We start from the raw sequence: 23,346 nt of genomic DNA, 5'->3' as shown, positions 1-23,346 counted from the left end.
GACCTTATAGTTTTATTTTTTTTTAGATAAAATAACTGATTATACTTAAGGAATTATTATAGAATTATTTAATCGTACAGAAATAAAAAAGATAACTAATATATTGTTCTTTTTTCTTATTATCACAATTTTTATATTTCATCCTGTACCAACTATTTTAGACTATAAAATAACAAGTTTTAAATTTGTCCCTTATAGTGAGATTATTTTTATATTGATAATAATTTTAAGTTTTTTTTCTTTAGAAAAAAAAATGTTTTTTGTAAATATTTTAAGGGATAAAATTTCAAGAGCTTTTATGATGATGTTTTTAATATTTCTTCTTGGAATAACATGGTCAACGGATAAAACAAATAGTATAATAATTTTTAAATCAGTTATTTATTTATTATTAGTTCCAATTTTAATAATAACTTTGAAGAAAACAACAGCCAAATATTTACTTTTCTTTTTATTATTTATGACTATTGTTTCAGCAAGTATGACAAACATTTTGTATTTTTCTAATTTGAATTTAGATTTGGAAATAAAATTAACTAATGTTTCCCCTTTTATAAATAATATGTATTACGGAACAATTTTATCTCTTTCATTTATCTATTTTTTTATTAATTTTGATTTTAAAGATAAATTATTTATTATTTTAATTAATCTATTTTCAATGTTTACTATTTTTAATTCAATGTCAATTGTTTGTAATAGAAGTAGTTTAATAGGAATGTTAGTTGCAATTTCTGTTTATTTATGGTTTAGGAATAATACTTATTTTATCTTAAAAAGGTTAGGGGTTATTTTAGTTACTGTTTTATCATTATTAATATATAGCAATTTAATTAATCCTAGTTGTGGATTAAAGTTTTTTAATATGGAGAAATCGTTAACTAAAGAGATAGGTGGACAAAGAACAGGTACAAGTTTAGGTTGTAGATTAAATTATATAGAGAATTCAATAGAATTGATTAAAGAAAATCCTATTATCGGGGTTGGAACGGGAGATAGTTTATATTCCATGAAAAATCATTTTGGAGATGATGCTTATTTTGATATTGTTACTAAACCTTGTTATTTAGGGCCACATAATCAAATTTTTTATTTTGATAATCATAATATGTATTTAACTATGCTAATGCTTTTTGGTCCTTTAGGATTAATTGTTTTTATCTATTTTTTCTATGAGATTTTTAGGGTAGGTGTAATACTAAATTCATGGGAAATAAAGTCAACTATTATAATTGTTTCATTAGCCTCAATTCCTATTACATTATTCTATACAAGTAGTAATTTTGTATTATTTTTTTCTTTTTATGTAAGCCTTTTATATATTGTAAAAAAAGATTCATTTACCTATGAGAATTCTTAAATATTTTTTTGTTGGTGGAATAGCTGCCATTGTTGACATAGGCTTATTTTTATTCTTTACTAAGTTTTTTGATTACAATTATTTAGCTGTAGGTTTTTTTTCATTTATTCTTGCAACTTTTGTTAATTATTATTTAAGTGTAAAATTTGTTTTTGAGAGTGGTAAAAGATTTAAAAAATCCCATGAAATTATTTTAATTTATATTGTGAGTGGAACAAACTTAGTTTTAAACCTTATACTATTATATTTAATCCATGAAAAGTTGAATATAGAAGTAGGGATATCTAAAATTATAGTAACAGGTATTTTATTTTTCTATAATTATTTAATAAGAAGATTTTTTGTTTTTCATAAATAACTTTTCAACTTCTCAACACAAAGTCCCATAGCAGTACTTTCATATCCCGTAACACTTTTAATATATGGCTTACAAAAACCTTCCACCATTATAGCACCAGCTTTTCCAAAACATTCACCTGATTCGATATATTCCTCAATATGATTTTCATCAAATTTCTCAAATTCATAAGTTGTAATAGATATATCAATAACTTCTTTTTCTTGTGATTTAAAAATCATACAAGTAATAACAGAGGTTTCACTTCCACTTTGAAGTTCAAGCATTCTTCTTGCATCGTTTTCATCTTTTGCTTTTCTTAAAAGTTTGCCTTGTGAAGTTACGACTGAATCAGCAACTAACAATGGCATATCATCACAACCATACTTTTTATATAATTCATGATACTTTCCTATGGTTGCTTCATAAACAAAAGATTTAGGATTTGTAGTATTGATTGAATCTTCATCAAAATCTCCACCATTTTGTATAAAATCAATATTATGAGTTCTTAAAATAAGTGCTCTAGTAGAAGAATTTGAACCAAGTCTAATCAAACTATAATTACCTTTTTTTATTTGAAGTATACTAAAAGATTATAAAATATTAACTTTCATATTTATTGAAGATAGGATATAATCTGCGATGAAAAAAATTAACACCATATCAGGATTTTTAATATTCTTATCTTTTCTAATCACTGTTTTTAGCTATTTCTTAGTCCCTGAAATATTTATATTATCTGGGATTTTAGCTTGGGTATCTTTATTTTTATTGTTTAACAAAACTTCAAATAAGAAATTATTAATCTCACTTGTATTTTTATCTATGTGTAGTTTTATGTTTAGCTTTTTAAAGGGCTTTGATATTGATTTTCAAAGGGCTATTTTAGTTAATCAATACTTACTAGTACTTTTGATAGGAGTTGGTTTTTTAAGGCTTATTGCAAGCCCAAAGGAAACTAAGATAAAAGATTTACCAAGAGGCAAAAACTCATTTTTTAAAACATATTTTGGGGTTCATCTTTTTGGTTCTGTTATAAACTTGTCTTCTTTTATTCTAGTTGCTGATAAACTTTATAAAAAGGCATCATTGACAAAGCTTCAAGTTTTAGTTCTTAGTCGTGCTTTTTCTTCCGATGCATTTTGGTCTCCTTTTTTTGTTGCTTTTGCTGCTGCTTTAACCTATGCACCAAATTTAAAAGCTTCCATGATACTTCCTTTAGGAATTGTTTTAGCAATAATTGCTTTTGTAATAACCTATTTAGAGGTTTTATTAAAGTATGATTTTAAAGATTTTCAAGGTTATCCTATAAATTTTGAATCTTTGTATATCCCTTTTTTATTGGCTTTATTTGTTTTGATAACAAATCATTATTTACCAAATACAAAAGTAATCTTACTTATTGCAGTTTTTTCTTTTATTCTGACTATTTTGATTTTACCAATAAAAGAAGGGTTTAAAAATTCCTTTAAGAAATTAGATAATCACATTAAAACAGAACTTCCAAATATGAAAAATGAACTTTCACTTTTTTTAGTAGCTGGTTTGTTTGGTGTTAGTATTAGCTCAATTATAGTTGGTTTAAATATTGCTTTTCCTTTAGAGAAATTTGATGGAATAGGGGCATCAATATTACTTTTAGTATTTATTCTTTTATCTTTTATTGGAATTCATCCAATTATTACAATAGCAATTATAGGGAACTGGATAAATGAATTAAACCATACGTTACTTGCAGTAACATTTCTAATGTCCTGGTCAATTGCCGTATCAACCTCCCCATTTAGCGGGCTTAATTTGACTATTCAGTCAAGATATAAATTGATTGCATGGGATATTTTTAAAATTAACCTTCCTTATACCATCAAAATGTACTTTGTGTGTGTTATAATCTTAAATATACTAGCTAAATATTTAGGAATTTAATGAATATACTTTTTATAATACTAGGGAAAATATTTCCTTTGTATCTAACAATTGCTGCAGGTTATATCCTTACAAAGTACTTTAAAATCAAAAGGGAACAAATAGCCTTTTTACTTGTTTATATACTAGGTCCTGTGGTAATCTTTTTTGCAGTCTTATCTATTGAGATTAATATCCAATTGGTTTTCTTGCCTGTTTTTATTTTCCTCTTTGGAAGTACAATAGCTTTTTTTATTCTACATAAATATAAAGATACATGGAAAGATCCCAGTGTAAATACTCTTGCTTTTACTTGTGGTACTGGAAATACAGGATATTTTGGTATTCCACTTGCTATGATTTTACTTGAACCAAGTGCTGCAAATATATTTATTTTTGGAACTTTAGCTTCCCTTTTATACGAAAACACAACAGGTTTTTATGTTACTGCAAAGGGTAGTTTTACAGCTAGACAATCTATACTTAAGATTCTTAAATTACCGCTTCTATATGCTTTTATTACTGGACTTTGTTTTAATCTTGTTGGTTTTAGAACCCCGGAATTTATAGTACCATATTTTGAAAATCTAAAATGGGCATATGGACTTTTAGGTATGATGATGCTTGGAATGGGTATGAAAGGTTTCAATCTACATGAGGATTTTGATAAGAAGTATATAAAAATCGCTTATTTTTATAAATTTATTTTTTGGCCAGCAGTTGTATTGGCAATAATTTTTATTGATAAAAGTTTTATTAATTTTTTAAATGAAGAGATTTATCAAGTTATGTTTTTATTTTCAATTGTACCCCTTGCTGGAAATACTGTAACTTTGGCAGTTTTATTAAAAGCAAAACCAGAAAAAGCTTCATTTACCGTTTTACTTTCAACTTTGATTTCTATTGTGTATATTCCAATAGTATTGGCTTTATACGGAGGGTTCTAGTACATAACCCTTTGTATCTTCCAAAACTTATCTTGATAATATCCATTATCCATATGGGAGATTGTTACTCCATGTTTAGTTGATGCATGTAAAAATTTGCCAGATTCCAGATAAATTCCCACATGTCTAGTATTAAAACCTGTTTTAAAAAATATTAAATCTCCTAATTCTAACTCATCCATTGAGACATTTTTACCAAATGAGGATTGATATTTTGTGGTTCTAGGGATTTTAATATGAAATTTATCTCTAAAAGTTTTTTGTACAAAAGCAGAGCAATCTATGCCATTTTTACTATTTCCTCCATACTTATATTTTACACCTTTCCATTCATTGTATTGATTGTACAAAGCATCATATATCTTACTATAGTTCAGGTTTTTAGTAATTTCATAATCATAGTTTGATTTAAGTGGAAAAGATTTATTGTAGTTAAAACTTTCACTATTATATTGATTTTTGGTACTACAAGCTTGAAAAGTTAAAAGAATAAAAAATATAGTAAAAAGAGTTTTTGTTAGATGCATATTGATACCTAGATTTTTTCTTTATTTTAATTGAATCTCACTTAAATTTTTAATATATTTGTTATAATCAAATATATAACTAAAAAGGATATATATGCAAAACAGTATAAAACCAATGCTAATATTAGGTATCGCAATATTTTTAGGACTTTTTTCTTTAGGTTATTTTATCTCTATAAGTGTTATAAATTATAAACAATATGATAGAACAGTTACTGTAAAAGGTTTATCACAAAAACATTATAGTGCTGATGTTGTTCTATGGCCAATTAAATTTGTAACCCCTGATACTAATCTCTCAAATTTAAATGAAAGAATAGAAAATTATACTTCTATAATATTAAAGTTTTTAAAAGAGAATAATATTTCAGATAAAGAGATAACTATAAAGCCACCATCAATCACAGATAAATCAGCAAATGATTATGCAAATAAAAACTATCAATATAGATATTTAGGAACAAGAACCATAAATATCTACTCAAAAGATGTACTCAAGATACGAGAGGCTATCTCTAAGTTAACAAAACTAAACAAAAAAGGGATTGTTTTTAAAATAAATGATTATGATACTAGAATTGAGTATATTTTTACTAGATTAAATGAAGTAAAACCTCAAATGATTGAAGAATCAACAAAAAAAGCTAGAGAGGTTGCTTTGAAGTTTGCAAAGGATTCTAATAGTAAATTAGGAAAAATTAGAAAAGCTAGACAAGGTCAATTCTCAATTTTTGATAGAGATAAAAATACCCCTTATATAAAAACGGTTAGGGTTGTTTCTACTGTTGAGTATTATTTGAGTGATTAAGAGGATTAGAATCCTCTTAATGTAACTCCTAGAAAAATAGCTATAAGACCTAAAACTATATTTATAGGGATTAGATAATTTGCAATTGGAAGTAGTTTTTCTTTTGCAGTTGGCAATGCCCCTTCATCAAAAGCTTTTTGCGCTTGTTTTCTTTTTATGAAAATTACTATAAAGACAATTGTCATAATTGTCCAAATTACTTCTTTGGCAATAACAAAACTATATAAAGGTGTTCCTTTAAATCCCAACGCTATTATCATAATTATTGCAGTTGCAAGTAAAATTATAATTGAAGGAATAACCATATTAAAAAATCTTCTTAAAGATTCTAAAGTTCTTCCTAGTTTTATTTTTGGGTCATCTATTTCTTGCATTGAGTGGTGAACAGCAAATCTAATTGCTATCATTCCACCTACCCAAATCACTGCAGAAATTACATGTAAAAATACAATTATTCCAGAAAAATTTGCAAATAGTGATTCCATTTTATAAATTATCCATCACAAATTTTTTAGCGATTTCTTTTGCTTCTTCTATTTTTGATACATCTTTTCCACCAGCTTGTGCGAAGTCAGGTCTTCCTCCACCACCTCCACCAACAACTGGAGCAACTGCTTTAATCCAATCACCAGCTTTTACCGCTGTATTTTTAGAACCAGCTACAAGCATAACTTTTTCACCTTTTGGTTGAATAAGTAAGATTGCAACTTTTTCATTTCCATTTTTGTAATCATCTACAAGTTTTTTGATATCACCATTTTTAACAATATCAACAACAACTTTTGTATCTCCAACCATCTCTTCATTAATAGGAGTTGCACTTTGGCTTTGAGCCTCTTCAAGTTCTTTTTTAAGCTCTTTAATTTGATCTTTTAGTTTTTTAATTCCTAAAACTGCATCTTTATTTTTAACTTCATTAATAACTTCATTTAACGTTGAAATTGCATCTTTTGTATATGCTGTAGCTGCCAATCCACATACTGCTTCTATTCTTCTAACTCCAGCAGATACACCTGATTCTTTTGTAATATAAAAGCTTCCAATATCATGGGCATTTTTCACATGTGTTCCACCACAAAATTCTACTGATACATCTCCAAAGCTAACTACTCTTACTATATCACCATATTTTTCACCAAACATAGCAATAGCACCTTTTTGTTTAGCTTCATCTATAGGTAACTCTTCAACATCACCACTTAGGCCCCTTGCAATCATAGAGTTTACTAAATCTTCAACTTCTTCTATTTGTTCATTTGTCATAGCCTTTGGATATGTGAAGTCAAATCTTAATCTTGAAGCATCATTAAGTGAACCCGCTTGTGATACAGTATCACCTAGTACCATTTTTAAAGCACTTTGTAAAAGGTGCGTTGCACTATGATGTTTTGCTATTTCATATCTATTTACAACAATAGCATCAACATTTTCATTAACATTTAAATCTGAGCTTTCTACATTTACTTTTGAAAGGTTTATACCATGAAATTTTTGTGTATTTTCAACAATAGCAATATGCCTATCATCTTCTAATGCACCAATATCTCCTGATTGTCCACCGCTTGTTGCATAAAAAGGAGTTGAATCTAACATTACCCAACCAGTTTCACCTTTTGCTAGTTTCGAAACTTCATTAAAACTTTCATCTAATAATGCAACTATTTTACTTTTATATGAAACATTATCATATCCCACAAATTTATTTATTCCGTATTTTTCAAGTAATGTTTTAAAATCACCTTCTAAGGCAGCATCTCCACTACCTTTCCATGCAGCTTTTGCTTTTTTCTTTTGCTCTGCCATAAGAACATCAAATTTTTCAACATCAACTTCAATGTTTTTATCCCTTAACATATCTTGTGTTAAGTCTAGTGGAAAACCTTTTTCATCATATAATTTAAATGCAATTTCACCTGAAAATAAATCTTTTGTATTTTTTAATTCTTCATTAAATAGTGTCATCCCTGAGTCAATTGTTTTAAAGAATCTTTCTTCTTCTAAAGTCATTTGCTCTTTTACATACTCTTTTTGTTCAACTAGTTCACTATAATGATGACCTATAATATCACATAAACTATCATAAAGTTCAGCCATAAATGGTTTTCTAAATCCTAAAAGATATCCATGTCTAACTGCTCTTCTCATAATTCTTCTATTTACATAAGGTCTTCCTTCGTTTCCAAATAAAATCCCTTGAGAAAGCATAAATGAATTTGCTCTTAAGTGATCAGCGATTACTCTATATGAACCTATATTTTCTTTTGTTGCAACTTCACCAGCTAAACTTTCAAGTTTTTTAATAATTGGCTGGAAATTTGAAGAATCAAAGTTGTTTAAAACACCTTCTTTTATTGCAATAACTCTTTCAAGTCCCATTCCTGTATCAATTGAAGGTTTTGGAAGAGGAGTTCTGGTTCCATCACTACTTTGTTCATATTGCATAAATACTAAATTCCAAATCTCTAAGAATCTATCACCTTCTCCACCCATTTTATCTTCTGGGCTATTGAAGTTTTCTTCACCTTGGTCATAAAAAATTTCAGAACATGGACCACAAGGACCTGTATCTCCCATAGACCAAAAGTTGTCTTTATCTCCAAATCTTAAAATTCTACTAGAATCAATATGTTTCGACCAAATATCAAAGGCTTCATCATCACTATCGTGAACAGTTACCCAAAGTTTATCAACTGGTAATTCTAAATTTACTGTAATAAATTCCCATGCATATGCTATTGCATCCTCTTTAAAGTAATCCCCAAAAGAAAAATTACCTAACATCTCAAATAGTGTATGGTGACGTGCCGTATAACCAACATTTTCTAAGTCATTATGTTTTCCACCTGCTCTTACACATAGTTGACAAGATGTTGCAGTTGGATTTTTAGGCTTTGGTACTGCACCTGTAAATATATCTTTAAATTGAACCATACCTGCATTTGTAAACATTAATGTAGGGTCATCAGGAACTAAAGGCATTGATGAGATAATCTCATGGCCTTTACCTTTAAAAAATTCTAAATACTCTTTTCTTATATCCATTTATTCTGTCCATTTAATTAGTTTTTACTAACATTATAATTTGCGCCTATTGTAACCAAAATATCATTTATGAAAGATTAGTGAAGCTTTATACAAGTTGATTTAAGTTTTATAGAGTATAATTTAATACTTTTACATAAAAAATACATAAATAAAGGAATTTAAAATGGGTAAATATATAGATTTAACTCCTGAAAACTTTGAAGAAGTTACAAACTCTGGTGTATCAATGGTAGATTTCTGGGCTCCATGGTGTGGACCATGTAGAATGGTTGCTCCAATTATTGAAGAGTTAGCAGAAGAGTTTGAAGGTAAAGCTAACATTTGTAAAGTTAATACAGATGAGCAACAAGATTTAGCTGTTAAATATGGAATTAGATCTATTCCAACTATTATCTTTGTTAAAGATGGAGAGATAGTTGATCAAATGGTTGGTGCTGCATCTAAACAAGCATTTTCTGATAAAATCAACTCATTTTTATAATAGTTATAAAAATCAATAAACTTAAGCAAGACTTAGTCTTGCTTTTTTTATGTATTTCTTAATTTGGATATTATTTATTAAATGATAAAATTTTTCCAATAAAACAAAAAAAGGAAAAATAAAATGTCTAAATATATAGATTTAACACAAGAAAATTTTGAAGAAACTACAAACTCAGGTATTTCACTTGTTGACTTTTGGGCTCCATGGTGTGGACCTTGTAAAATGTTAGCTCCAGTGATTGATCAATTAGCAGATGAGTTTGATGGAAAAGCAAAAATTTGTAAAGTAAATTCAGATGAACAACAAGACTTATCAGTTAAATATGGTGTAAGATCAATACCAACTATGATTTTTATGAAAGATGGTGAAGTTGTAGATCAATTAATAGGTGCTCAACCAAAACAAGCAATTGCAGATAAAATCAACTCATTAATATAAAATATATTGAATAAATCTAATACTTATTAAAAGGGTAGCTTTTGCTATCCTTTTTTTTTGCTTAAAATTTAAAATTAAACTTCAAAATTACATTAAATATCAAAAAAGCCACACTAAAGTCATATTACAAGTTTAAAATTTCACTATAAAAAAAGAAAAATTATATTGAAAGGATATATTATGAGCAATACAGTAAAAATGGCTATACCACTTTTAGTAGTCGTGATTGTTGCGCTTCTACCAACACCTGAAGGTTTAGCTGTGAATGCACACTACTTCTTTGCAGTGTTTTTAGGGGTAATTGTAGGTTTAATTTTGGAGCCAATTCCACCTGCGTTAATTGGTTTAACAGGTGTAGCTTTCTGTGCTACTTTTGGTTTAGTTGGAGATTCTGCAAAAGCTGCAAGATCTTGGGCTTTAAGTGGTTTCTCTAATGGAGTTATTTGGTTAATCTTTGCAGCATTTATGTTTGCACTTGGATATAAAAAATCTGGACTTGGTAAAAGATTGTCATTGATGCTAGTTAAAAAACTAGGTAAAACATCACTAGGTTTAGGATATGCAGTAGCATTTGCAGATGGTATCTTAGCACCATTTATGCCTTCAAATACAGCAAGAAGTGCAGGTACTATTTTCCCAATCGCTATTAATATTCCACAAATGTTTAATTCACTACCAGATAATGAACCAAGAAAAATTGGTTCTTATATATCATGGGTAGCAATTGCAGCAACAACTGTTACAAGTTCTATGTTCCTAACAGCTCTTGCTCCAAATTTACTTGCAGTTTCACTTGTTGAAAAAAATGTAGGGATTGCAATTGAATGGGGAACTTGGTTTAGTACATTAGCTGTTATTATGGTTCCATTGTTCTTATTAGTTCCATTGTTAACATATATTGTTTACCCACCAGAACAAAAAACTTCTCCTGAAGCTCCAGCATGGGCGGCTAAAGAGTTAGAAAAAATGGGTTCAATTTCTAAAAAAGAGATTTTAATGTTATGCTTTGGTCTTTTAGCTTTAGCTATGTGGATTTTTGGTAAACAAATTGGGGTTAATGGTACAACTGCAGCAATCGCTGTATTATGTTTACTTGTTCTTTCAAATGTAATTACTTGGGAAGATGTTATCACTAACAAAGGTGCAGTTAATGTATTCATCTGGTTCGCTACTTTAGTTGCAATGGCAGCAGGATTGAAAAAAGTAGGGTTCTTAAAATGGGCAGCAGGGTTAATCTCTGGAGGTTTAGTTGGAATGGATCCAGTTACAATTGCAATAATACTTGTGATTTTATTCTTCTTATTCCACTATTTCTTTGCAAGTGTAACAGCTCACACTGTGGCTTTATTACCACTTTTCTTAGGAGTAGCAAGTAATCTTCTACCTATAGAAATGATTCAACCATTATCAATCCTACTTGTAGGTTCATTAGGATTAATGGGAATTATCACTCCATATGGTACAGGACCTTCTCCAATTTGGTATGGTGCAGGATATATATCACAAGCTAAATGGTGGTTCTTAGGAGCAATCTTCGGTGGTATCTACTTACTTTCTTTAGTTGGATTAGGATTTATTATCCTTTAATCTTAAGAAAAAACTTACTAAAAAAAGGTGTCAAGGAATTGGCACCTTTTTTTTATTAAATTTCCACTATAATATTTTTAATATGAAGAAGTTAATTTTTTTACTAATTTTCCCAATTTTTTTATTTGCCAATAGTAAGATTCTTATTATAAATTCTTATCACAAGGGTTATGAGTTTAGTGATAGTATTGTAAAAGGGATTGAAGAGGTTATTTATCCTCATACAAATATGGATATTAATACTTTATATATGGATTCAAAAAGGGTTACTTCAAAAGAGTATTTCCTAAATCTTGAAAAACTTTATAGTGTACAATTAAAACACAGAGATTATGATTTAATTATTGCAATTGATAGGTTTGCCTATGATTTTGTTTTAGATGTTCATAACAGATTTTTTAGAAATATACCAGTTTTAGCTGTTGGAATAGAGAATTTCTATGAAGAAAAAGCAATAAGATACGCTGTACAAGATAAGGTTTCTGCTTTATTGGAGAGAAGAGACTTAAAATCTAATGTTAAAGTTATAAAAAAATTAATACCAAATTTACAAAAGCTTTATATTATAAATGATAAAAGTGAAAATGCCTTACATACTGAACCCTTAATCCAAGAACTTTTTAAAGACTTTGATGAAGATTATGAATTGATCTATTTAAAAGAGGATGATTTAGAAAGTTTAAAAGAAAGATTTAAAGTTAAAGATGAAAATAGTGCTGCATTATTTATAAGGTTTTACAAAAATAAAGATGGAAAATTAAACAATAATAGAGAGATAGAAGACTTTATAGATAATTCGAAAATTCCTATTTTTATTACAGATTCTATATTTATAAAAAAAGGTGCAGTTGGTGGTAGAATTGTAGATTTGTATAAGTTTGGTAAAACTTCTGGTGAAATGGCACTTGATATTTTATATGGTAAGGGTCATAAGATTGTTACATTTGAAGATTTAAATTATGTATTTGATTCAAAAAAATTAGTACAATTTATTCTTCCTGTTGATGTTTTAAATGTTGATTATAAAATAGTAAACAAAAGGGAAACTTTTTATGACAAAAATAGAGGTTTTATAGAGGTTGTATTTAAACTTATCCCTTTATTACTATTTCTTATTTTAGGACTTATTCATAATATTTATAAAAGAAAACAAACGGAAAAAGAGTTAAGGCAAAGAATCGATTTTGATGAGGTTTTACTAAATGCAATTGATAGCCCAATATTTTGGCAAGATGAAAAGGGTTTAATTGTAGATTCAAATTCACAGTTTTGTTCTTTATTAAAAATAAAATGTGAAGATATATATGGAAAAAAGCTTGAAGATTTTTCTTCAAATCCAAATGTTTTACTTATATTAGAGGTTTTAGAAAAATATAAACAGAATAAAAAAGAAAACTATGAATTTAAGTTTTATAATCTAATGGGAGAAAAGAAGTTTTATCTTTTAAAGCAAGAAAGATTTGAAGATAAAAAGTCTAAAACAGAAGGTATTGTTACAATTTTTACAGATGTAACTAAAGAGAGAGAAGTTGCAATGGAAAAACAAAGAAGTAGACAATTTGTAATTCAACAAAGTAAACTAGCAGAGATTGGTGAGGTCTTTTCATCAATTGCCCACCAATGGAAATCTCCTTTAATAGAAATTACAGCAATTGCACAAGAGCTTTTTTATACTAGAAAGTGTAATGATTGTAATAAAAATGAAAAAGAGGATGAAAGTTTTGTAAAAGATATTATGAATCAAGTTACATATATGACAAATACTATTAATGATTTTCAAAAATTTATTATGCCTTCTAATAAGAAAAAAGAATTTAATATATATGATGCTGTAAAATCTGTTTTAGAGATTATAAACCATAATATAAAATACAATAATATTAAAATCAATATAGATGTAAAAGATGAAACTGATTTAATTGTAAATGGATATAAAAATGAGATAATGCAATCGTTTTTAAATATAGTTAATAATGCAAAAGATGCACTTTTAGAAAAAAATGATTATAAAAATAGAAATATTGAAATAAAGCTTTTTAATGAAAATAAATTTTTAGTAATTACAATAAAAGATAATGCAGGTGGTATTGATGAAAAATCAATAAATGAGATTTTCAATCCATACTTTACTACAAAAGAGCACGGACATGGGATTGGTTTATATATGAGTAAAGTTATCATTGAAGATAAAATGGGTGGAGAAATTTCAGTTAAAAATGTTGAAAATGGGGCAGTGTTTACACTTAAACTAAATCAAAGTATATGTAAATTGGATCAAAACAGATGAAAGTATTAGTATTAGAAGATAATAAAAGTTTGTCAAGTGTAATAGAAAAAGCACTTACATCTGAGGGGTATAAAGTTGATTGTTTTTATGATGGTGATGATGCAGCAGATGCTGTAGAAAATGGTTATGGTTGTTTTATTTTAGATATAAATGTGCCAAACTTAGATGGTATTTCGATTTTAGAATATATTAGAATGAACCATCCTGAAACACCAGTTATAATAATAAGTGCAAATCATGACTTAGAAAAAATTGAGAAATCATACTCTTTTGGATGTGATGATTACTTAAAAAAGCCATTTTATATTTTAGAACTTGTTCAAAAGGTTAAAAAACTTTGTGTTTTACAAGAACAATATTTAAAATTTGATGATGAGTTTAAATTTGATTTTAAAAATAGAGTTTTATATAAAAATAGTGTGGAGTTAGAACTTACAAAAAAAGAGATACTTTTTATAGAACTTTTTTCAAATGATTTACACCGTTTGGCAACATATGAAGTTATTGAGGAATATGTTTGGGAGGGTGAAGAGACAAATTTAATAAATATTCGAGCGATGATTAAAAGATTAAGGAAAAAACTTCCTGAAGATGCTATTACTATTGTTAAAGGACTTGGTTACTCTTTAAATAAAAATGTTTCATTTGAATAAAGCTTTATATTAGTTATTAGTTTTATTAATAAATGATTAATAATCTAGGTATATAATTCTCATATATACTTGGAGGTTTCTATGATTGAAGCAAAAAATTTAAAAAAAATCTATAAAGTAGGTGAGTTAGACCTTACTGTAATTAATGATTTATCTATATCTATAAATGAGGGTGAATTTATATCTTTTGTTGGTCCAAGTGGAAGTGGTAAATCTACTGTTCTAAATATGCTTGGTTGTTTGGATACTCCAACTTCGGGAAATATAACTATAAATAATCAAAGTATTACAAATTTAAATAAAACACAGCTTGCAAATTTTAGAGGTGAACATATTGGTTTTATCTTTCAAAGTTTTAATCTTATTCCTGTACTTACTGTTTATGAAAATATAGAGTATCCTCTTATTATGATTCAAAACTTAGCTGAAAATGAAAGAAAAATAAGAGTTGAAAAGCTTCTTAATGAAGTTGGAATGTTTGAACAAAAAGACAAAACACCTGATAAAATATCCGGAGGTCAAATGCAGCGTGTCGCAATTGCAAGGGCTTTAGTAACAAACCCTAAAATCGTTTTTGCAGATGAACCAACTGCAAATTTAGATAGTAAAACCGCGCATATGATTATTGATTTAATGAAAAAAATCCAAAAAGAGCATAATACTACATTTATATTTGCAACCCATGATGAAAAGATTGTTGAAAATGTTGATAGATTAATCACCTTGGTTGATGGAAATATTATTGAGGATTTACATACCAAAAAAGAGGTGTCACAATGAATAATATACTAAAAATTTCATATAGAAATCTAAAAAGAAACCATAGGCGTACACTTTTAACTTCAAGTTTAATTACATTAGGTGTAATCTTTGTATTAGTATATATAGCACTTTCTGGAAGTTTTAAAGCTTATATGATTGGTCAAATTACTGACTCTTCAATGGGACATATACAAATACACAAAAAAGGATTTGTTGCTAGTGTTGAAAATCTTCCTTTAGATAAGAATTTAAATGAAAAGGCTTTAAAATTTATAGATAAATATTTAAATGAAAGTAAATATGTTGAAAATTATTCATATAGAATAAAGTTTGGTGCAACATTTTCAAATTTTGAAAGTACAACAAATATAAGATTAAATGCAATAGATCCTAAAATGGAGTTTGCTACACTTCCTGCATTGAAAGATAGATTAGTTGATTTTAAGGGTTTACAAAAAGGTGAGATTATAGTTCCAGACCTCATTGCAAAAGGTATGAAAGTAAAAAATGGTGATTCTATTGTACTTGTGGCAAATAATAAAAAAGGTAGTGTAAATGGGATTAATCTAAAAGTATCAGGTTTAGTTGAAAGAATAAGTGGTCCTGGAGGAAGAGATGGATATATACATTTAGATGATGCTAAAAAAATATTAAGAATTGATGGTGTTGAGGTAAGTGAAATTTTAGTAAGGCTCAAAGATAACAATAAATTAAAAGAAGCCGTAAAGGAATTAAATCCGATTTTGAAAAAATTAAATCAAAGTGGAAAACCTGCTTTTGAAATTCACACTTGGCAACAATTAAGCCCATTTTATAACATTATAAAAATGCTTGATATTATGAATATTGCCATACAAATAATATTAATCTCAATTGTTCTTATCTCAATACTTAATGTAATGATTATGAGTGTATATGAAAGAATAAAAGAGATTGGGACTATTTCAGCTATGGGAACACCTCCTAAAACTATTGTAAAACTTTTTTTAACTGAAGGTTTACTTCTTGGAATATTAGGAGCAGTTCTTGGTGGAATAGTCTCATTTTTAATAGTTCAAGGTCTTGATATGGCACAAATCACTTATAGTTTTGGTAGGGAGAGTGATTTAATACTTAAACCTATTTTAAATTTTAGTGATATAGTTGTAGTTGGTCTTATTGTAATAGTTATCTCATTAATAGCTTCAATTAGTCCAGCACTTAAAGCTTCAAAATTAGATCCAGTTGAAGCACTTAGAACAAATTAGGAAAATTTATGAAAAATCTATTATTTATATGTTTATTTATTAGTTCAATGTTTGCGCAAAATATACTTGAACAAGTTGATAAAAAAATGGCTCCAGGAAGTAGTGAAAGTTATAAAAAATTAGTCAATATTGAACCAGATGGGACTAAAAAAGAGTTTTTACTTTATCAAGCAAGAAAAGGCAGTAATAAAATGGTTTCTGCTTTTTTAAAACCAGAATCTGAAAAAGGAAGAACAACATTAAGAGTTGATGATAATATGTGGCTTTATTTACCTGATGTTGGTAGAGCAATTAGAATAACTTCAATGCAAAGTGTGATTGGTGGGGTTTTTAATAACTCAGATATCATGAGACTTGATTTTGCAACAGAGTATGATATTGTATCTCAAAAAGATAATAATGATGAAATTCTAGTTGAAACAAAAGCAAAAACAGATACCGTTGCATATGACAGATTATTAATGAAAATTGATAAAAAAACCCTTACTCCAAAAGAGATTGAGTGTTTTGCTTCAACAGGGATGTTAATAAAAACAATCTATTATAAAGATATAAAAGATTTTGGAAATGGAATAATTAGACCAGCAGTAATGGAGACAAAAAGTCCACTTTATAAAGGGTATACTTCAATTATGGTTTATGGAAAGATTGAACCAAAAGAGTTTAGCAATGAAGCTTTTACTTTGGATAATCTCTCAAAAGTAGAAAATTTAAGAAGATAAAAGAATGAAGAAAAGCTATTGTCTTCTTAGTCTTATTGTCTCTTTTAGTTTTGCAAATGATTATGAATTTAGTTTTGATGAACTTGAAACAATAGAAACAAAATCGTATGAATATAGTGGATATATACAAGGTGAATATAAATATCAATCACTAGATGAAGGCTCTCAAAATAGTTATTTAGGAAAACTTTTTTTTAACTATAAATATTTTGTTGATGATTATTCTTTTAATATTGATTTATTAGGAAATTATGAAAATATAAATCATAAAGAAGATTTTGAAGCTTTAATTAGTCAAGCCTTTCTTAACTATAAATATAATGAAAACCATCAAATATATATAGGTAAAAAAACTCCAAAATGGGGTAAGGGTTATTATGTAAATCCAGTTGCTTTTATTGATAGAAAAAAAGATCCTAATGATCCTGAAGGAAGTAGGGAAGGATTTAGCCAAATAAATTATCAATACAATAAAGTTTTTAATAGTAGTTTGAAAAATATATCTTTTGATGTAGTTTATTTAAAAGCAACAAAAAATATGAATGATTACTTTTATAAAAGTGAAGATTCAGATATTTTGGCTTTAAAAACATACTTTCTTTATAATGATATTGACATTGATTTAGTTTATTTATATAGTAATGAAGATGAAAATAAATTTGGTTTTGATTTTTCAACAAATCTTCAATCAAACTTTGAAATACATGGAGAGTATGGAAGATTTGATAGTGGTTATTATTCATATCTTTTAGGATTAAAATATTTGACTGAAAATGAGTTAACCATTCTTAGCGAATTTTATTATCAAAATAAGACTCAAACCAATAGCACAGCTTTTTGGGATAATAGATATTTAATGAATTCTTTTACTCAAAAAGAACCCTTAGATATTTTATATACTAGTATTTACTATAAAAATATTTTAAATATTGATGATGACTCTTATCAAAATAGAGTTGGATTTATATACACAGGTATTAAAAATCTTGATATCGATTTTTCTTTTACAAAAAATATTGGGAATAAATTAAGTGAGTATGGCAAAAAAACTGTAAATGCAAATTATTGGCTTAGTTTAAAATATAGTTTTTAAATAAAAAGCCTTGGAAAGAGAGAGTTTCCCAAGGCCGTATTAAAATCAATAGGGGGGTATATTTTTATTTTCTTTTTTTCACCTCCTTGTTTTTGGGATGTGTCTTAAGAAAATCTTTTAAATTATATTTGTCTCCATTTTTGTGGACCAGTAGTATGAATAGAAACACCTTCTGTGTCAACAGCCACAGTAACAGGCATGTCTTTAACTTCAAACTCATATATAGCTTCCATTCCCATCTCTTCAAATGCTAACACTTTTGCATCTTTAATCGATTGTGAAATTAAATAAGCTGCTCCACCTGTAGCAATTAAATACATAGATTTGTACTCTTTGATTAAATCAATAGTTGGTTGCTTCCTTTCAGCCTTACCAATCATTCCCATAATCCCAATTTCCATCATATCTTTTGTAAATTTATCCATTCTAGTTGATGTTGTTGGTCCTGCAGGTCCAACTTTTTCATCTCTAACTGGATCAACTGGTCCAACATAATAAATAAATCTGTCTTTTAAATCTACTCCATTTGGAAGTGGCTTACCTGCATTTTTGTACTCAACTATTTTTTTATGAGCTGCATCTCTTGCAGTTAAGATTTTTCCAGATAATAGTAAAGTATCTCCTGATTTAAATTGAGATAAATTCTCTTTTGTCAAATCTTCAATATTTACTTTTTTAATTGTATCCATTGGTAATTCTAAATCTGGCCAAAGGTCTAAATCTGGTTTTTCAAATTTAGCTGGACCATTTCCATCTAATTCAAAATGAATATGTCTAGTTGCTGCACAGTTTGGAATCATAGCAACTGGAAGTGATGCTGCATGACATGGATAATCTAAGATTTTAACATCTAATACTGTTGTTAATCCACCAAGTCCTTGTGCTCCAATACCAATTTTATTAATATCTTCATATAATCTTAGTCTTAACTCTTCTAATGCGTTTTGAGGACCTCTTTCTTTAAGTTCATGAATATCAACATGACCCATTAAAGACTCTTTAGCTAATAGCATTGATTTTTCTGGATTTCCACCAATACCAATACCTAAGATTCCTGGAGGACACCATCCTGCTCCCATTTGCTCTACATTTGACATAACCCAATCATATACACTATCACTTGGGTTTAATACAGCAAATTTAGATTTGTTTTCAGATCCACCACCTTTAGCAGCAACTGTAATATCTAATTTATCAGAGTTTGCATCAACTGAAAAGTGAATAACTGCTGGTGTATTATTTTTAGTATTTGTTCTAGCACCTGCTGGGTCTGCAACAACAGAATATCTTAAAGTATTATCAGGATCAGTATAACCTTTAGCTACACCTTCATTTAATACATCTTCTAACTCTTTTGAAATATCTAAATCAGCTTTTAAACCAACTTTTATAAAGATATTTACACTTCCTGTATCTTGACATAAAGGTCTATGTCCCATTGCACACATTTTAGAGTTAATTAAAATTTGTCCAATAGCATTTTTTGCTGATTCTGATTTTTCATTTTCATAAGCTTCTACCATCCCTTTTACGAAATCTTCAGGGTGATAAAAAGATATATATTGACATGCATCTGCTATACTTTGTACTATATCTTGTTCTGTGATTACTTTTGTTTCTTCAGCCATATTATGCTCCTTTAACAGTTGCTAACTTTCTTCTCATATAAGCTATTTTTGTTTGTAATGGCAAGTGTTTAGGGCAAGTATCTTCACATCCAAGTAAAGTCATACATCCAAAAATACCATTATCATCACCAATTAACTCATAATAATCATCAGCTGTTCTTTCATCATGTGGGTCACATTCAAATCTTGCAACTCTGTTTAATCCAACAGCACCAACAAAATCGTCTTTTATAAGTTTAGTTCCACATCCAGCAACACAAATACCACACTCAATACATCTATCAAGTTCAAATACTTCATCCGCAACTTCAGGTTCAATTGGATCTTCTAATGTTGCAATATCAACTTCATGAGAAGAGTGAACCCATGATTCAACTCTTTTTGACATTGCATCCATCCAAACACCAGTGTTTACTGAAAGGTCTTTGATTAGTTTAAATGTTGGTAGAGGTAATAACATGATTTCTTCTGGTAAATCTTTTGTTAAAGTTCTACAAGCTAATTTTGGTCTTCCATTAATCATCATTGCGCAAGAACCACAAATACCAGCTCTACAAACGAAGTCAAATGAAAGACCAGCATCCATTGATTCTCTAATTTGAGTAAGAGCCAGATAGATAGTCATACTATCTGTCTCTGTAATTTTATAATCTTGAAAATATGGTTTTAAATCAGTTCCTTGAGGATTATATCTAAGAACTTTGATTGTCAATTCTCTAGCCATTATTTTACTCCTAATCTTTGATTTTTTCTTTTATATTCTGGTTGTAGTGGGAATGGCATTAGAGCATCTTGAATCTCATATCTATCTTTACCCTCAGCAGTTAACTTATCTGTTAACTCATCAACCTCTTTTTGTCTAATTGCACTTAAATCATTTTCTATAATCATACCCTTAGCACCATAACCTCTAAAACCTGGAGGGATTTCCATAGTCATAATATCTAGGTCTTCATACTCAACTGTTGGCATAGTATCACCTTCTTTCCATGAAGTAAGTGTTCTTTTTAGCCAATTTGCATCATCTCTTTTTGGATAATCTTCTCTTGTGTGAGCACCTCTAGATTCAGTTCTATCTAAAGCTCCTTTAGCAACACAAAGTGCTACTTTAAGCATCATAGGTACTCTATATGCTTCCTCTAATTCAGGGTTTGCACTTAGTTGTTTATCTTTGATACCAATATTTTTAGAAGCGATTAATAACTCTTCAAGTTCAGTAACAGCTTTTTGTAATCCTACACCATCTCTAAAGATACCAACATAATCTTGCATTAATTTTTTCATTCTGTTTTTGATTCTAAACACATCTTCTGTTCCTTTTCTAGAAGCAAGTTCATTCATATAAGCTTCTTTCTCGTGAACAAATTTTTCAATAGTTTCTGTTTTAATATCAATTTGTGTTTCTATACAATAATCTGCAAAGTAATTACCAACAATCATACCAGCAACAACAGTTTCAGATACTGAGTTTCCACCAAGTCTGTTAAATCCATGCATATCCCAACAAGAAGCTTCACCAGCAGAGAATAATCCAGCTAAAGTAGCAGATTCACCAGTTGGTTTTGTTCTAATACCACCCATAGAGTAGTGTTGCATTGGTAATACAGGAGCCCATCCTTTTGCACCTTCGTCAGCTGGGTCAATACCAGCAAAGTATTCACAAATCTCTTGAACATCTCTTAGGTTTCTTTCGATGTGCTCTCTACCTAATATAGAAATATCTAACCATAAGTGTTTACCATATGGAGAATCAACACCTTTACCTTTTCTAATATGTTCAACCATTCTTCTTGAAACAACGTCTCTACTTGCTAAGTCTTTTTTCTCTGGCTCATAATCAGGCATAAATCTGTGTCCATCAACATCTCTTAGAACACCACCATCTCCTCTACAACCTTCTGTTAATAAGATACCAGATGGGAAAAGTGGAGTTGGGTGAAATTGAACTGCTTCCATGTTTCCAAGTTTTGCAACACCTGTTTCTAAAGCAATAGCTGTACCAATACCTTCACAAATAACAGCATTTGTAGTAATCTCATAAACTCTACCATATCCACCAGTTGCGATCAATGTTCCTTTTGCAACATAAGCAACGATATCACCAGTAATTAAATCTCTTACAATAGCACCATAACATTTGTTATCTTGGTGAATAAGCCCAATAGCTTCTTTTCTATCTTCAATATTTACATCTCTTTTTAATGCTTCATTTGCAACAGCAAATAGCATTGTATGACCTGTTGCATCAGCTGTGTAACAAGTTCTCCATTTTTTAGTACCACCAAAGTCTCTTGAGTTAATAAGCCCATGTTTATCATCAGCTTCATGGATTGTTGTTCTTTTTGTATTAATAACTGCTTCGTGGTCACCTTTTTTAATTCTAGTCCATGGCACACCCCAAGCTGCTAATTCCCTAATTGCTTTTGGAGCAACTGTAACGAACATTCTTGCAACTTCTTGGTCACATCCCCAGTCAGAACCTTTTACTGTATCTGTAAAGTGAACATCTTCATTATCACCTTCAGACATTTTTGCATTACCTAAACTTGCTTGCATACCACCTTGAGCTGCAGCACTGTGAGATCTTTTAACTGGGCAAAGACTTAAAACTGTTGTACTAAGTCCTTTTTGAGCACAGGCAACACCTGCTCTTAATCCTGCAAGACCTCCACCAATAACTAATGAATCACAATATTTAATCTTCATAATATATAACCTTTAATCTTTTTATTTTTCTATAGTTGTATGGTTTGTTGGTACATATTTTTCACCAACATTATCACTATGCTCAATACCAATTTTGATATATGCTAATAAAGTAATAACACCTAAAGCCATGAAGAAATAGCTAAGTAATTTTTTTACATTTAGTAGTTTCGCTCTTGTTTCTTTTGGATTACTTCCGTCAAACCATCCCCATTTCATTGCAGCTCTATAAAGTCCAACTGAACCATGAATCTCAACACAAATTAATAAAATCATATATAAAAGCCACATATGCTCACTCACAACTCTATCTGCACTTGCATATGGTCCGATATTTTGTGGTTGTGTAAACATGATATATAAGTGAATAGTTGCTGCAAACATCATTACTAAACCAGAAATCCATTGGAACATCCACATTGATGTATCTTTGTGATTCATTAATTTTGCATGTTCTCTAACTTTGATATAAGTTTTATAAGAAGTTGGGAATTTTCTAACACCTAAAATTGCATGAACAATAAATATTGCAGTAATAATTGCAACAAATATAGAAACAATAAAAGGAAGTCCTCCATCAAAGATGAAACTTAACTCAAACGCTTTTGTAACAGCGTGCATTACATCCTTACCTAATAAAATTGTTGATACGAACATCATATGTCCCATCATAAAAAGTGCTAAAATTACACCAGAAGCTGTAAGCCATTTATCTAATTTAGCAGGTGTTCTACTTTTTTTACCTTCAGCAGTAACATCTGTATAGGCTTCAATAACTCTATCCATTTTGTCTCCTTTGAGAAATTT

The 23,346-nt window shown here is 28.8% G+C and carries 22 protein-coding genes; 14 read left to right on the top strand and 8 right to left on the bottom strand.

Annotated elements, in window-relative coordinates; genetic code table 11:
- Nucleotides 1-253: 253 nt before the first annotated feature.
- Nucleotides 254-1,360, top strand: coding sequence for an O-antigen ligase family protein (locus AC2TY9_RS01305; RefSeq protein WP_489778966.1), 1,107 nt, complete (start codon nucleotides 254-256; stop codon nucleotides 1,358-1,360).
- Entirely contained in the window at nucleotides 1,347-1,718 is a 372-nt protein-coding gene (locus tag AC2TY9_RS01300) for a GtrA family protein (protein ID WP_489778964.1), read from the top strand. Before AC2TY9_RS01305 ends, AC2TY9_RS01300 begins: the two co-directional genes overlap by 14 nt.
- Here the strand turns inward: AC2TY9_RS01300 and maf are convergent.
- Complete coding sequence (maf, locus tag AC2TY9_RS01295) at nucleotides 1,709-2,254, bottom strand: septum formation inhibitor Maf (protein WP_489778962.1); 546 nt, start codon at nucleotides 2,252-2,254, stop codon at nucleotides 1,709-1,711. The two genes, AC2TY9_RS01300 and maf, sit on opposite strands and share 10 nt — an antisense overlap.
- A gap of 88 nt (nucleotides 2,255-2,342) precedes the next feature.
- Here maf and AC2TY9_RS01290 point away from each other — a divergent pair, with 88 nt between their 5' ends.
- Nucleotides 2,343-3,626, top strand: coding sequence for a tellurium resistance protein TerC (locus AC2TY9_RS01290; protein WP_489778961.1), 1,284 nt, complete (start codon nucleotides 2,343-2,345; stop codon nucleotides 3,624-3,626).
- Entirely contained in the window at nucleotides 3,626-4,552 is a 927-nt protein-coding gene (locus tag AC2TY9_RS01285; protein ID WP_489778960.1) for an AEC family transporter, read from the top strand. The genes AC2TY9_RS01290 and AC2TY9_RS01285 overlap by 1 nt, the downstream gene beginning before the upstream one ends.
- On the opposite strand, the gene AC2TY9_RS01280 is transcribed toward AC2TY9_RS01285, so the two are convergent.
- Entirely contained in the window at nucleotides 4,549-5,079 is a 531-nt protein-coding gene (locus tag AC2TY9_RS01280; RefSeq protein ID WP_489778958.1) for an NlpC/P60 family protein, read from the bottom strand. The genes AC2TY9_RS01285 and AC2TY9_RS01280 overlap by 4 nt on opposite strands.
- Before the next feature lie 94 nt (nucleotides 5,080-5,173).
- Here AC2TY9_RS01280 and AC2TY9_RS01275 point away from each other — a divergent pair, with 94 nt between their 5' ends.
- The gene (locus AC2TY9_RS01275) at nucleotides 5,174-5,887 is read left to right on the top strand and encodes an SIMPL domain-containing protein (protein WP_489778957.1); all 714 of its coding nucleotides are present in this window, start codon (nucleotides 5,174-5,176) and stop codon (nucleotides 5,885-5,887) included.
- A gap of 5 nt (nucleotides 5,888-5,892) precedes the next feature.
- On the opposite strand, the gene AC2TY9_RS01270 is transcribed toward AC2TY9_RS01275, so the two are convergent.
- Nucleotides 5,893-6,372 carry a hypothetical protein gene (locus tag AC2TY9_RS01270; protein ID WP_489778955.1) on the bottom strand — a complete coding sequence of 160 codons (480 nt, stop codon included), beginning with the start codon at nucleotides 6,370-6,372 and terminating at the stop codon, nucleotides 5,893-5,895.
- 1 nt (nucleotide 6,373) lies between these two features.
- Complete coding sequence (gene alaS / locus AC2TY9_RS01265; RefSeq protein WP_489778954.1) at nucleotides 6,374-8,929, bottom strand: alanine--tRNA ligase; 2,556 nt, start codon at nucleotides 8,927-8,929, stop codon at nucleotides 6,374-6,376.
- Nucleotides 8,930-9,095: 166 nt separating this feature from the next.
- On the opposite strand from alaS, the gene trxA (AC2TY9_RS01260) reads away from it, so the two are divergent.
- The 9 genes from trxA (AC2TY9_RS01260) to AC2TY9_RS01220 all read left to right on the top strand — a co-directional run bounded on the left by trxA (AC2TY9_RS01260) (nucleotide 9,096) and on the right by AC2TY9_RS01220 (nucleotide 18,205).
- On the top strand, nucleotides 9,096-9,413 hold the full coding sequence (trxA, locus tag AC2TY9_RS01260; protein WP_489778952.1) for a thioredoxin: 318 nt from the start codon (nucleotides 9,096-9,098) through the stop codon (nucleotides 9,411-9,413).
- Between the two features lie 123 nt (nucleotides 9,414-9,536).
- Nucleotides 9,537-9,854 (top strand): thioredoxin, encoded by a 318-nt coding sequence (gene trxA, locus AC2TY9_RS01255; protein ID WP_489778951.1) that lies wholly within the window; start codon nucleotides 9,537-9,539, stop codon nucleotides 9,852-9,854.
- Nucleotides 9,855-10,034: 180 nt separating this feature from the next.
- Entirely contained in the window at nucleotides 10,035-11,441 is a 1,407-nt protein-coding gene (locus tag AC2TY9_RS01250) for a DASS family sodium-coupled anion symporter (RefSeq protein ID WP_489778950.1), read from the top strand.
- Between the two features lie 82 nt (nucleotides 11,442-11,523).
- On the top strand, nucleotides 11,524-13,728 hold the full coding sequence (locus AC2TY9_RS01245) for an ABC transporter substrate binding protein (protein ID WP_489778948.1): 2,205 nt from the start codon (nucleotides 11,524-11,526) through the stop codon (nucleotides 13,726-13,728).
- Nucleotides 13,725-14,381 (top strand): response regulator transcription factor, encoded by a 657-nt coding sequence (locus tag AC2TY9_RS01240; RefSeq protein ID WP_489778946.1) that lies wholly within the window; start codon nucleotides 13,725-13,727, stop codon nucleotides 14,379-14,381. Before AC2TY9_RS01245 ends, AC2TY9_RS01240 begins: the two co-directional genes overlap by 4 nt.
- Nucleotides 14,382-14,462: 81 nt before the next feature.
- Nucleotides 14,463-15,161 carry an ABC transporter ATP-binding protein gene (locus AC2TY9_RS01235; protein WP_489778945.1) on the top strand — a complete coding sequence of 233 codons (699 nt, stop codon included), beginning with the start codon at nucleotides 14,463-14,465 and terminating at the stop codon, nucleotides 15,159-15,161.
- Nucleotides 15,158-16,390: an ABC transporter permease gene (locus tag AC2TY9_RS01230; protein ID WP_489778944.1), complete on the top strand. Its 1,233-nt coding sequence runs from the start codon at nucleotides 15,158-15,160 to the stop codon at nucleotides 16,388-16,390. The genes AC2TY9_RS01235 and AC2TY9_RS01230 overlap by 4 nt, the downstream gene beginning before the upstream one ends.
- Before the next feature lie 8 nt (nucleotides 16,391-16,398).
- A complete protein-coding gene (locus AC2TY9_RS01225; protein ID WP_489778942.1) occupies nucleotides 16,399-17,112 on the top strand; it encodes an outer membrane lipoprotein-sorting protein in 714 nt (237 codons plus the stop codon).
- 4 nt (nucleotides 17,113-17,116) lie between these two features.
- Nucleotides 17,117-18,205: a hypothetical protein gene (locus AC2TY9_RS01220; RefSeq protein ID WP_489778941.1), complete on the top strand. Its 1,089-nt coding sequence runs from the start codon at nucleotides 17,117-17,119 to the stop codon at nucleotides 18,203-18,205.
- 122 nt (nucleotides 18,206-18,327) lie between these two features.
- Here AC2TY9_RS01220 and AC2TY9_RS01215 read toward each other — a convergent pair whose 3' ends face one another.
- From AC2TY9_RS01215 to AC2TY9_RS01200, 4 genes are read right to left on the bottom strand one after another with little or no spacing between them, the layout of a single operon-like run.
- Nucleotides 18,328-19,833, bottom strand: a complete 1,506-nt coding sequence (locus AC2TY9_RS01215; protein WP_489778939.1) for a fumarate hydratase — start codon at nucleotides 19,831-19,833, stop codon at nucleotides 18,328-18,330.
- A gap of 1 nt (nucleotide 19,834) precedes the next feature.
- The gene (locus tag AC2TY9_RS01210) at nucleotides 19,835-20,557 is read right to left on the bottom strand and encodes a fumarate reductase iron-sulfur subunit (RefSeq protein WP_489778937.1); all 723 of its coding nucleotides are present in this window, start codon (nucleotides 20,555-20,557) and stop codon (nucleotides 19,835-19,837) included.
- Nucleotides 20,557-22,539, bottom strand: a complete 1,983-nt coding sequence (locus AC2TY9_RS01205) for a fumarate reductase flavoprotein subunit (protein WP_489778936.1) — start codon at nucleotides 22,537-22,539, stop codon at nucleotides 20,557-20,559. The genes AC2TY9_RS01210 and AC2TY9_RS01205 overlap by 1 nt, the downstream gene beginning before the upstream one ends.
- A 21-nt stretch (nucleotides 22,540-22,560) precedes the next feature.
- Nucleotides 22,561-23,325, bottom strand: coding sequence for a fumarate reductase cytochrome b subunit (locus AC2TY9_RS01200; protein WP_489778935.1), 765 nt, complete (start codon nucleotides 23,323-23,325; stop codon nucleotides 22,561-22,563).
- Nucleotides 23,326-23,346: the final 21 nt, after the last annotated feature.

This window comes from Arcobacter sp. ISO1 (genome assembly GCF_058105185.1).
The sequence above is the reverse complement of the archived record's forward strand: the minus strand, read 5'-3'. Positions and strand labels throughout refer to the sequence as shown.

Bases quoted from the DNA above. Each gene is read 5' to 3' on its own strand.
- AC2TY9_RS01280 (WP_489778958.1), bottom strand. From the start codon at position 5,079: ATGCATCTAACAAAAACTCTTTTTACTATATTTTTTATTCTTTTAACT.
- AC2TY9_RS01220 (WP_489778941.1), top strand. From the start codon at position 17,117: ATGAAGAAAAGCTATTGTCTTCTTAGTCTTATTGTCTCTTTTAGTTTT.
- AC2TY9_RS01225 (WP_489778942.1), top strand. From the start codon at position 16,399: ATGAAAAATCTATTATTTATATGTTTATTTATTAGTTCAATGTTTGCG.
- AC2TY9_RS01250 (WP_489778950.1), top strand. From the start codon at position 10,035: ATGAGCAATACAGTAAAAATGGCTATACCACTTTTAGTAGTCGTGATT.
- AC2TY9_RS01290 (WP_489778961.1), top strand. From the start codon at position 2,343: ATGAAAAAAATTAACACCATATCAGGATTTTTAATATTCTTATCTTTT.
- AC2TY9_RS01215 (WP_489778939.1), bottom strand. From the start codon at position 19,833: ATGGCTGAAGAAACAAAAGTAATCACAGAACAAGATATAGTACAAAGT.
- AC2TY9_RS01270 (WP_489778955.1), bottom strand. From the start codon at position 6,372: ATGGAATCACTATTTGCAAATTTTTCTGGAATAATTGTATTTTTACAT.
- AC2TY9_RS01245 (WP_489778948.1), top strand. From the start codon at position 11,524: ATGAAGAAGTTAATTTTTTTACTAATTTTCCCAATTTTTTTATTTGCC.
- AC2TY9_RS01200 (WP_489778935.1), bottom strand. From the start codon at position 23,325: ATGGATAGAGTTATTGAAGCCTATACAGATGTTACTGCTGAAGGTAAA.
- alaS (WP_489778954.1), bottom strand. From the start codon at position 8,929: ATGGATATAAGAAAAGAGTATTTAGAATTTTTTAAAGGTAAAGGCCAT.
- AC2TY9_RS01235 (WP_489778945.1), top strand. From the start codon at position 14,463: ATGATTGAAGCAAAAAATTTAAAAAAAATCTATAAAGTAGGTGAGTTA.
- trxA (WP_489778951.1), top strand. From the start codon at position 9,537: ATGTCTAAATATATAGATTTAACACAAGAAAATTTTGAAGAAACTACA.
- AC2TY9_RS01275 (WP_489778957.1), top strand. From the start codon at position 5,174: ATGCAAAACAGTATAAAACCAATGCTAATATTAGGTATCGCAATATTT.
- AC2TY9_RS01230 (WP_489778944.1), top strand. From the start codon at position 15,158: ATGAATAATATACTAAAAATTTCATATAGAAATCTAAAAAGAAACCAT.
- AC2TY9_RS01210 (WP_489778937.1), bottom strand. From the start codon at position 20,557: ATGGCTAGAGAATTGACAATCAAAGTTCTTAGATATAATCCTCAAGGA.
- AC2TY9_RS01205 (WP_489778936.1), bottom strand. From the start codon at position 22,539: ATGAAGATTAAATATTGTGATTCATTAGTTATTGGTGGAGGTCTTGCA.
- AC2TY9_RS01240 (WP_489778946.1), top strand. From the start codon at position 13,725: ATGAAAGTATTAGTATTAGAAGATAATAAAAGTTTGTCAAGTGTAATA.
- AC2TY9_RS01300 (WP_489778964.1), top strand. From the start codon at position 1,347: ATGAGAATTCTTAAATATTTTTTTGTTGGTGGAATAGCTGCCATTGTT.
- trxA (WP_489778952.1), top strand. From the start codon at position 9,096: ATGGGTAAATATATAGATTTAACTCCTGAAAACTTTGAAGAAGTTACA.
- AC2TY9_RS01285 (WP_489778960.1), top strand. From the start codon at position 3,626: ATGAATATACTTTTTATAATACTAGGGAAAATATTTCCTTTGTATCTA.
- AC2TY9_RS01305 (WP_489778966.1), top strand. From the start codon at position 254: ATGTTTTTTGTAAATATTTTAAGGGATAAAATTTCAAGAGCTTTTATG.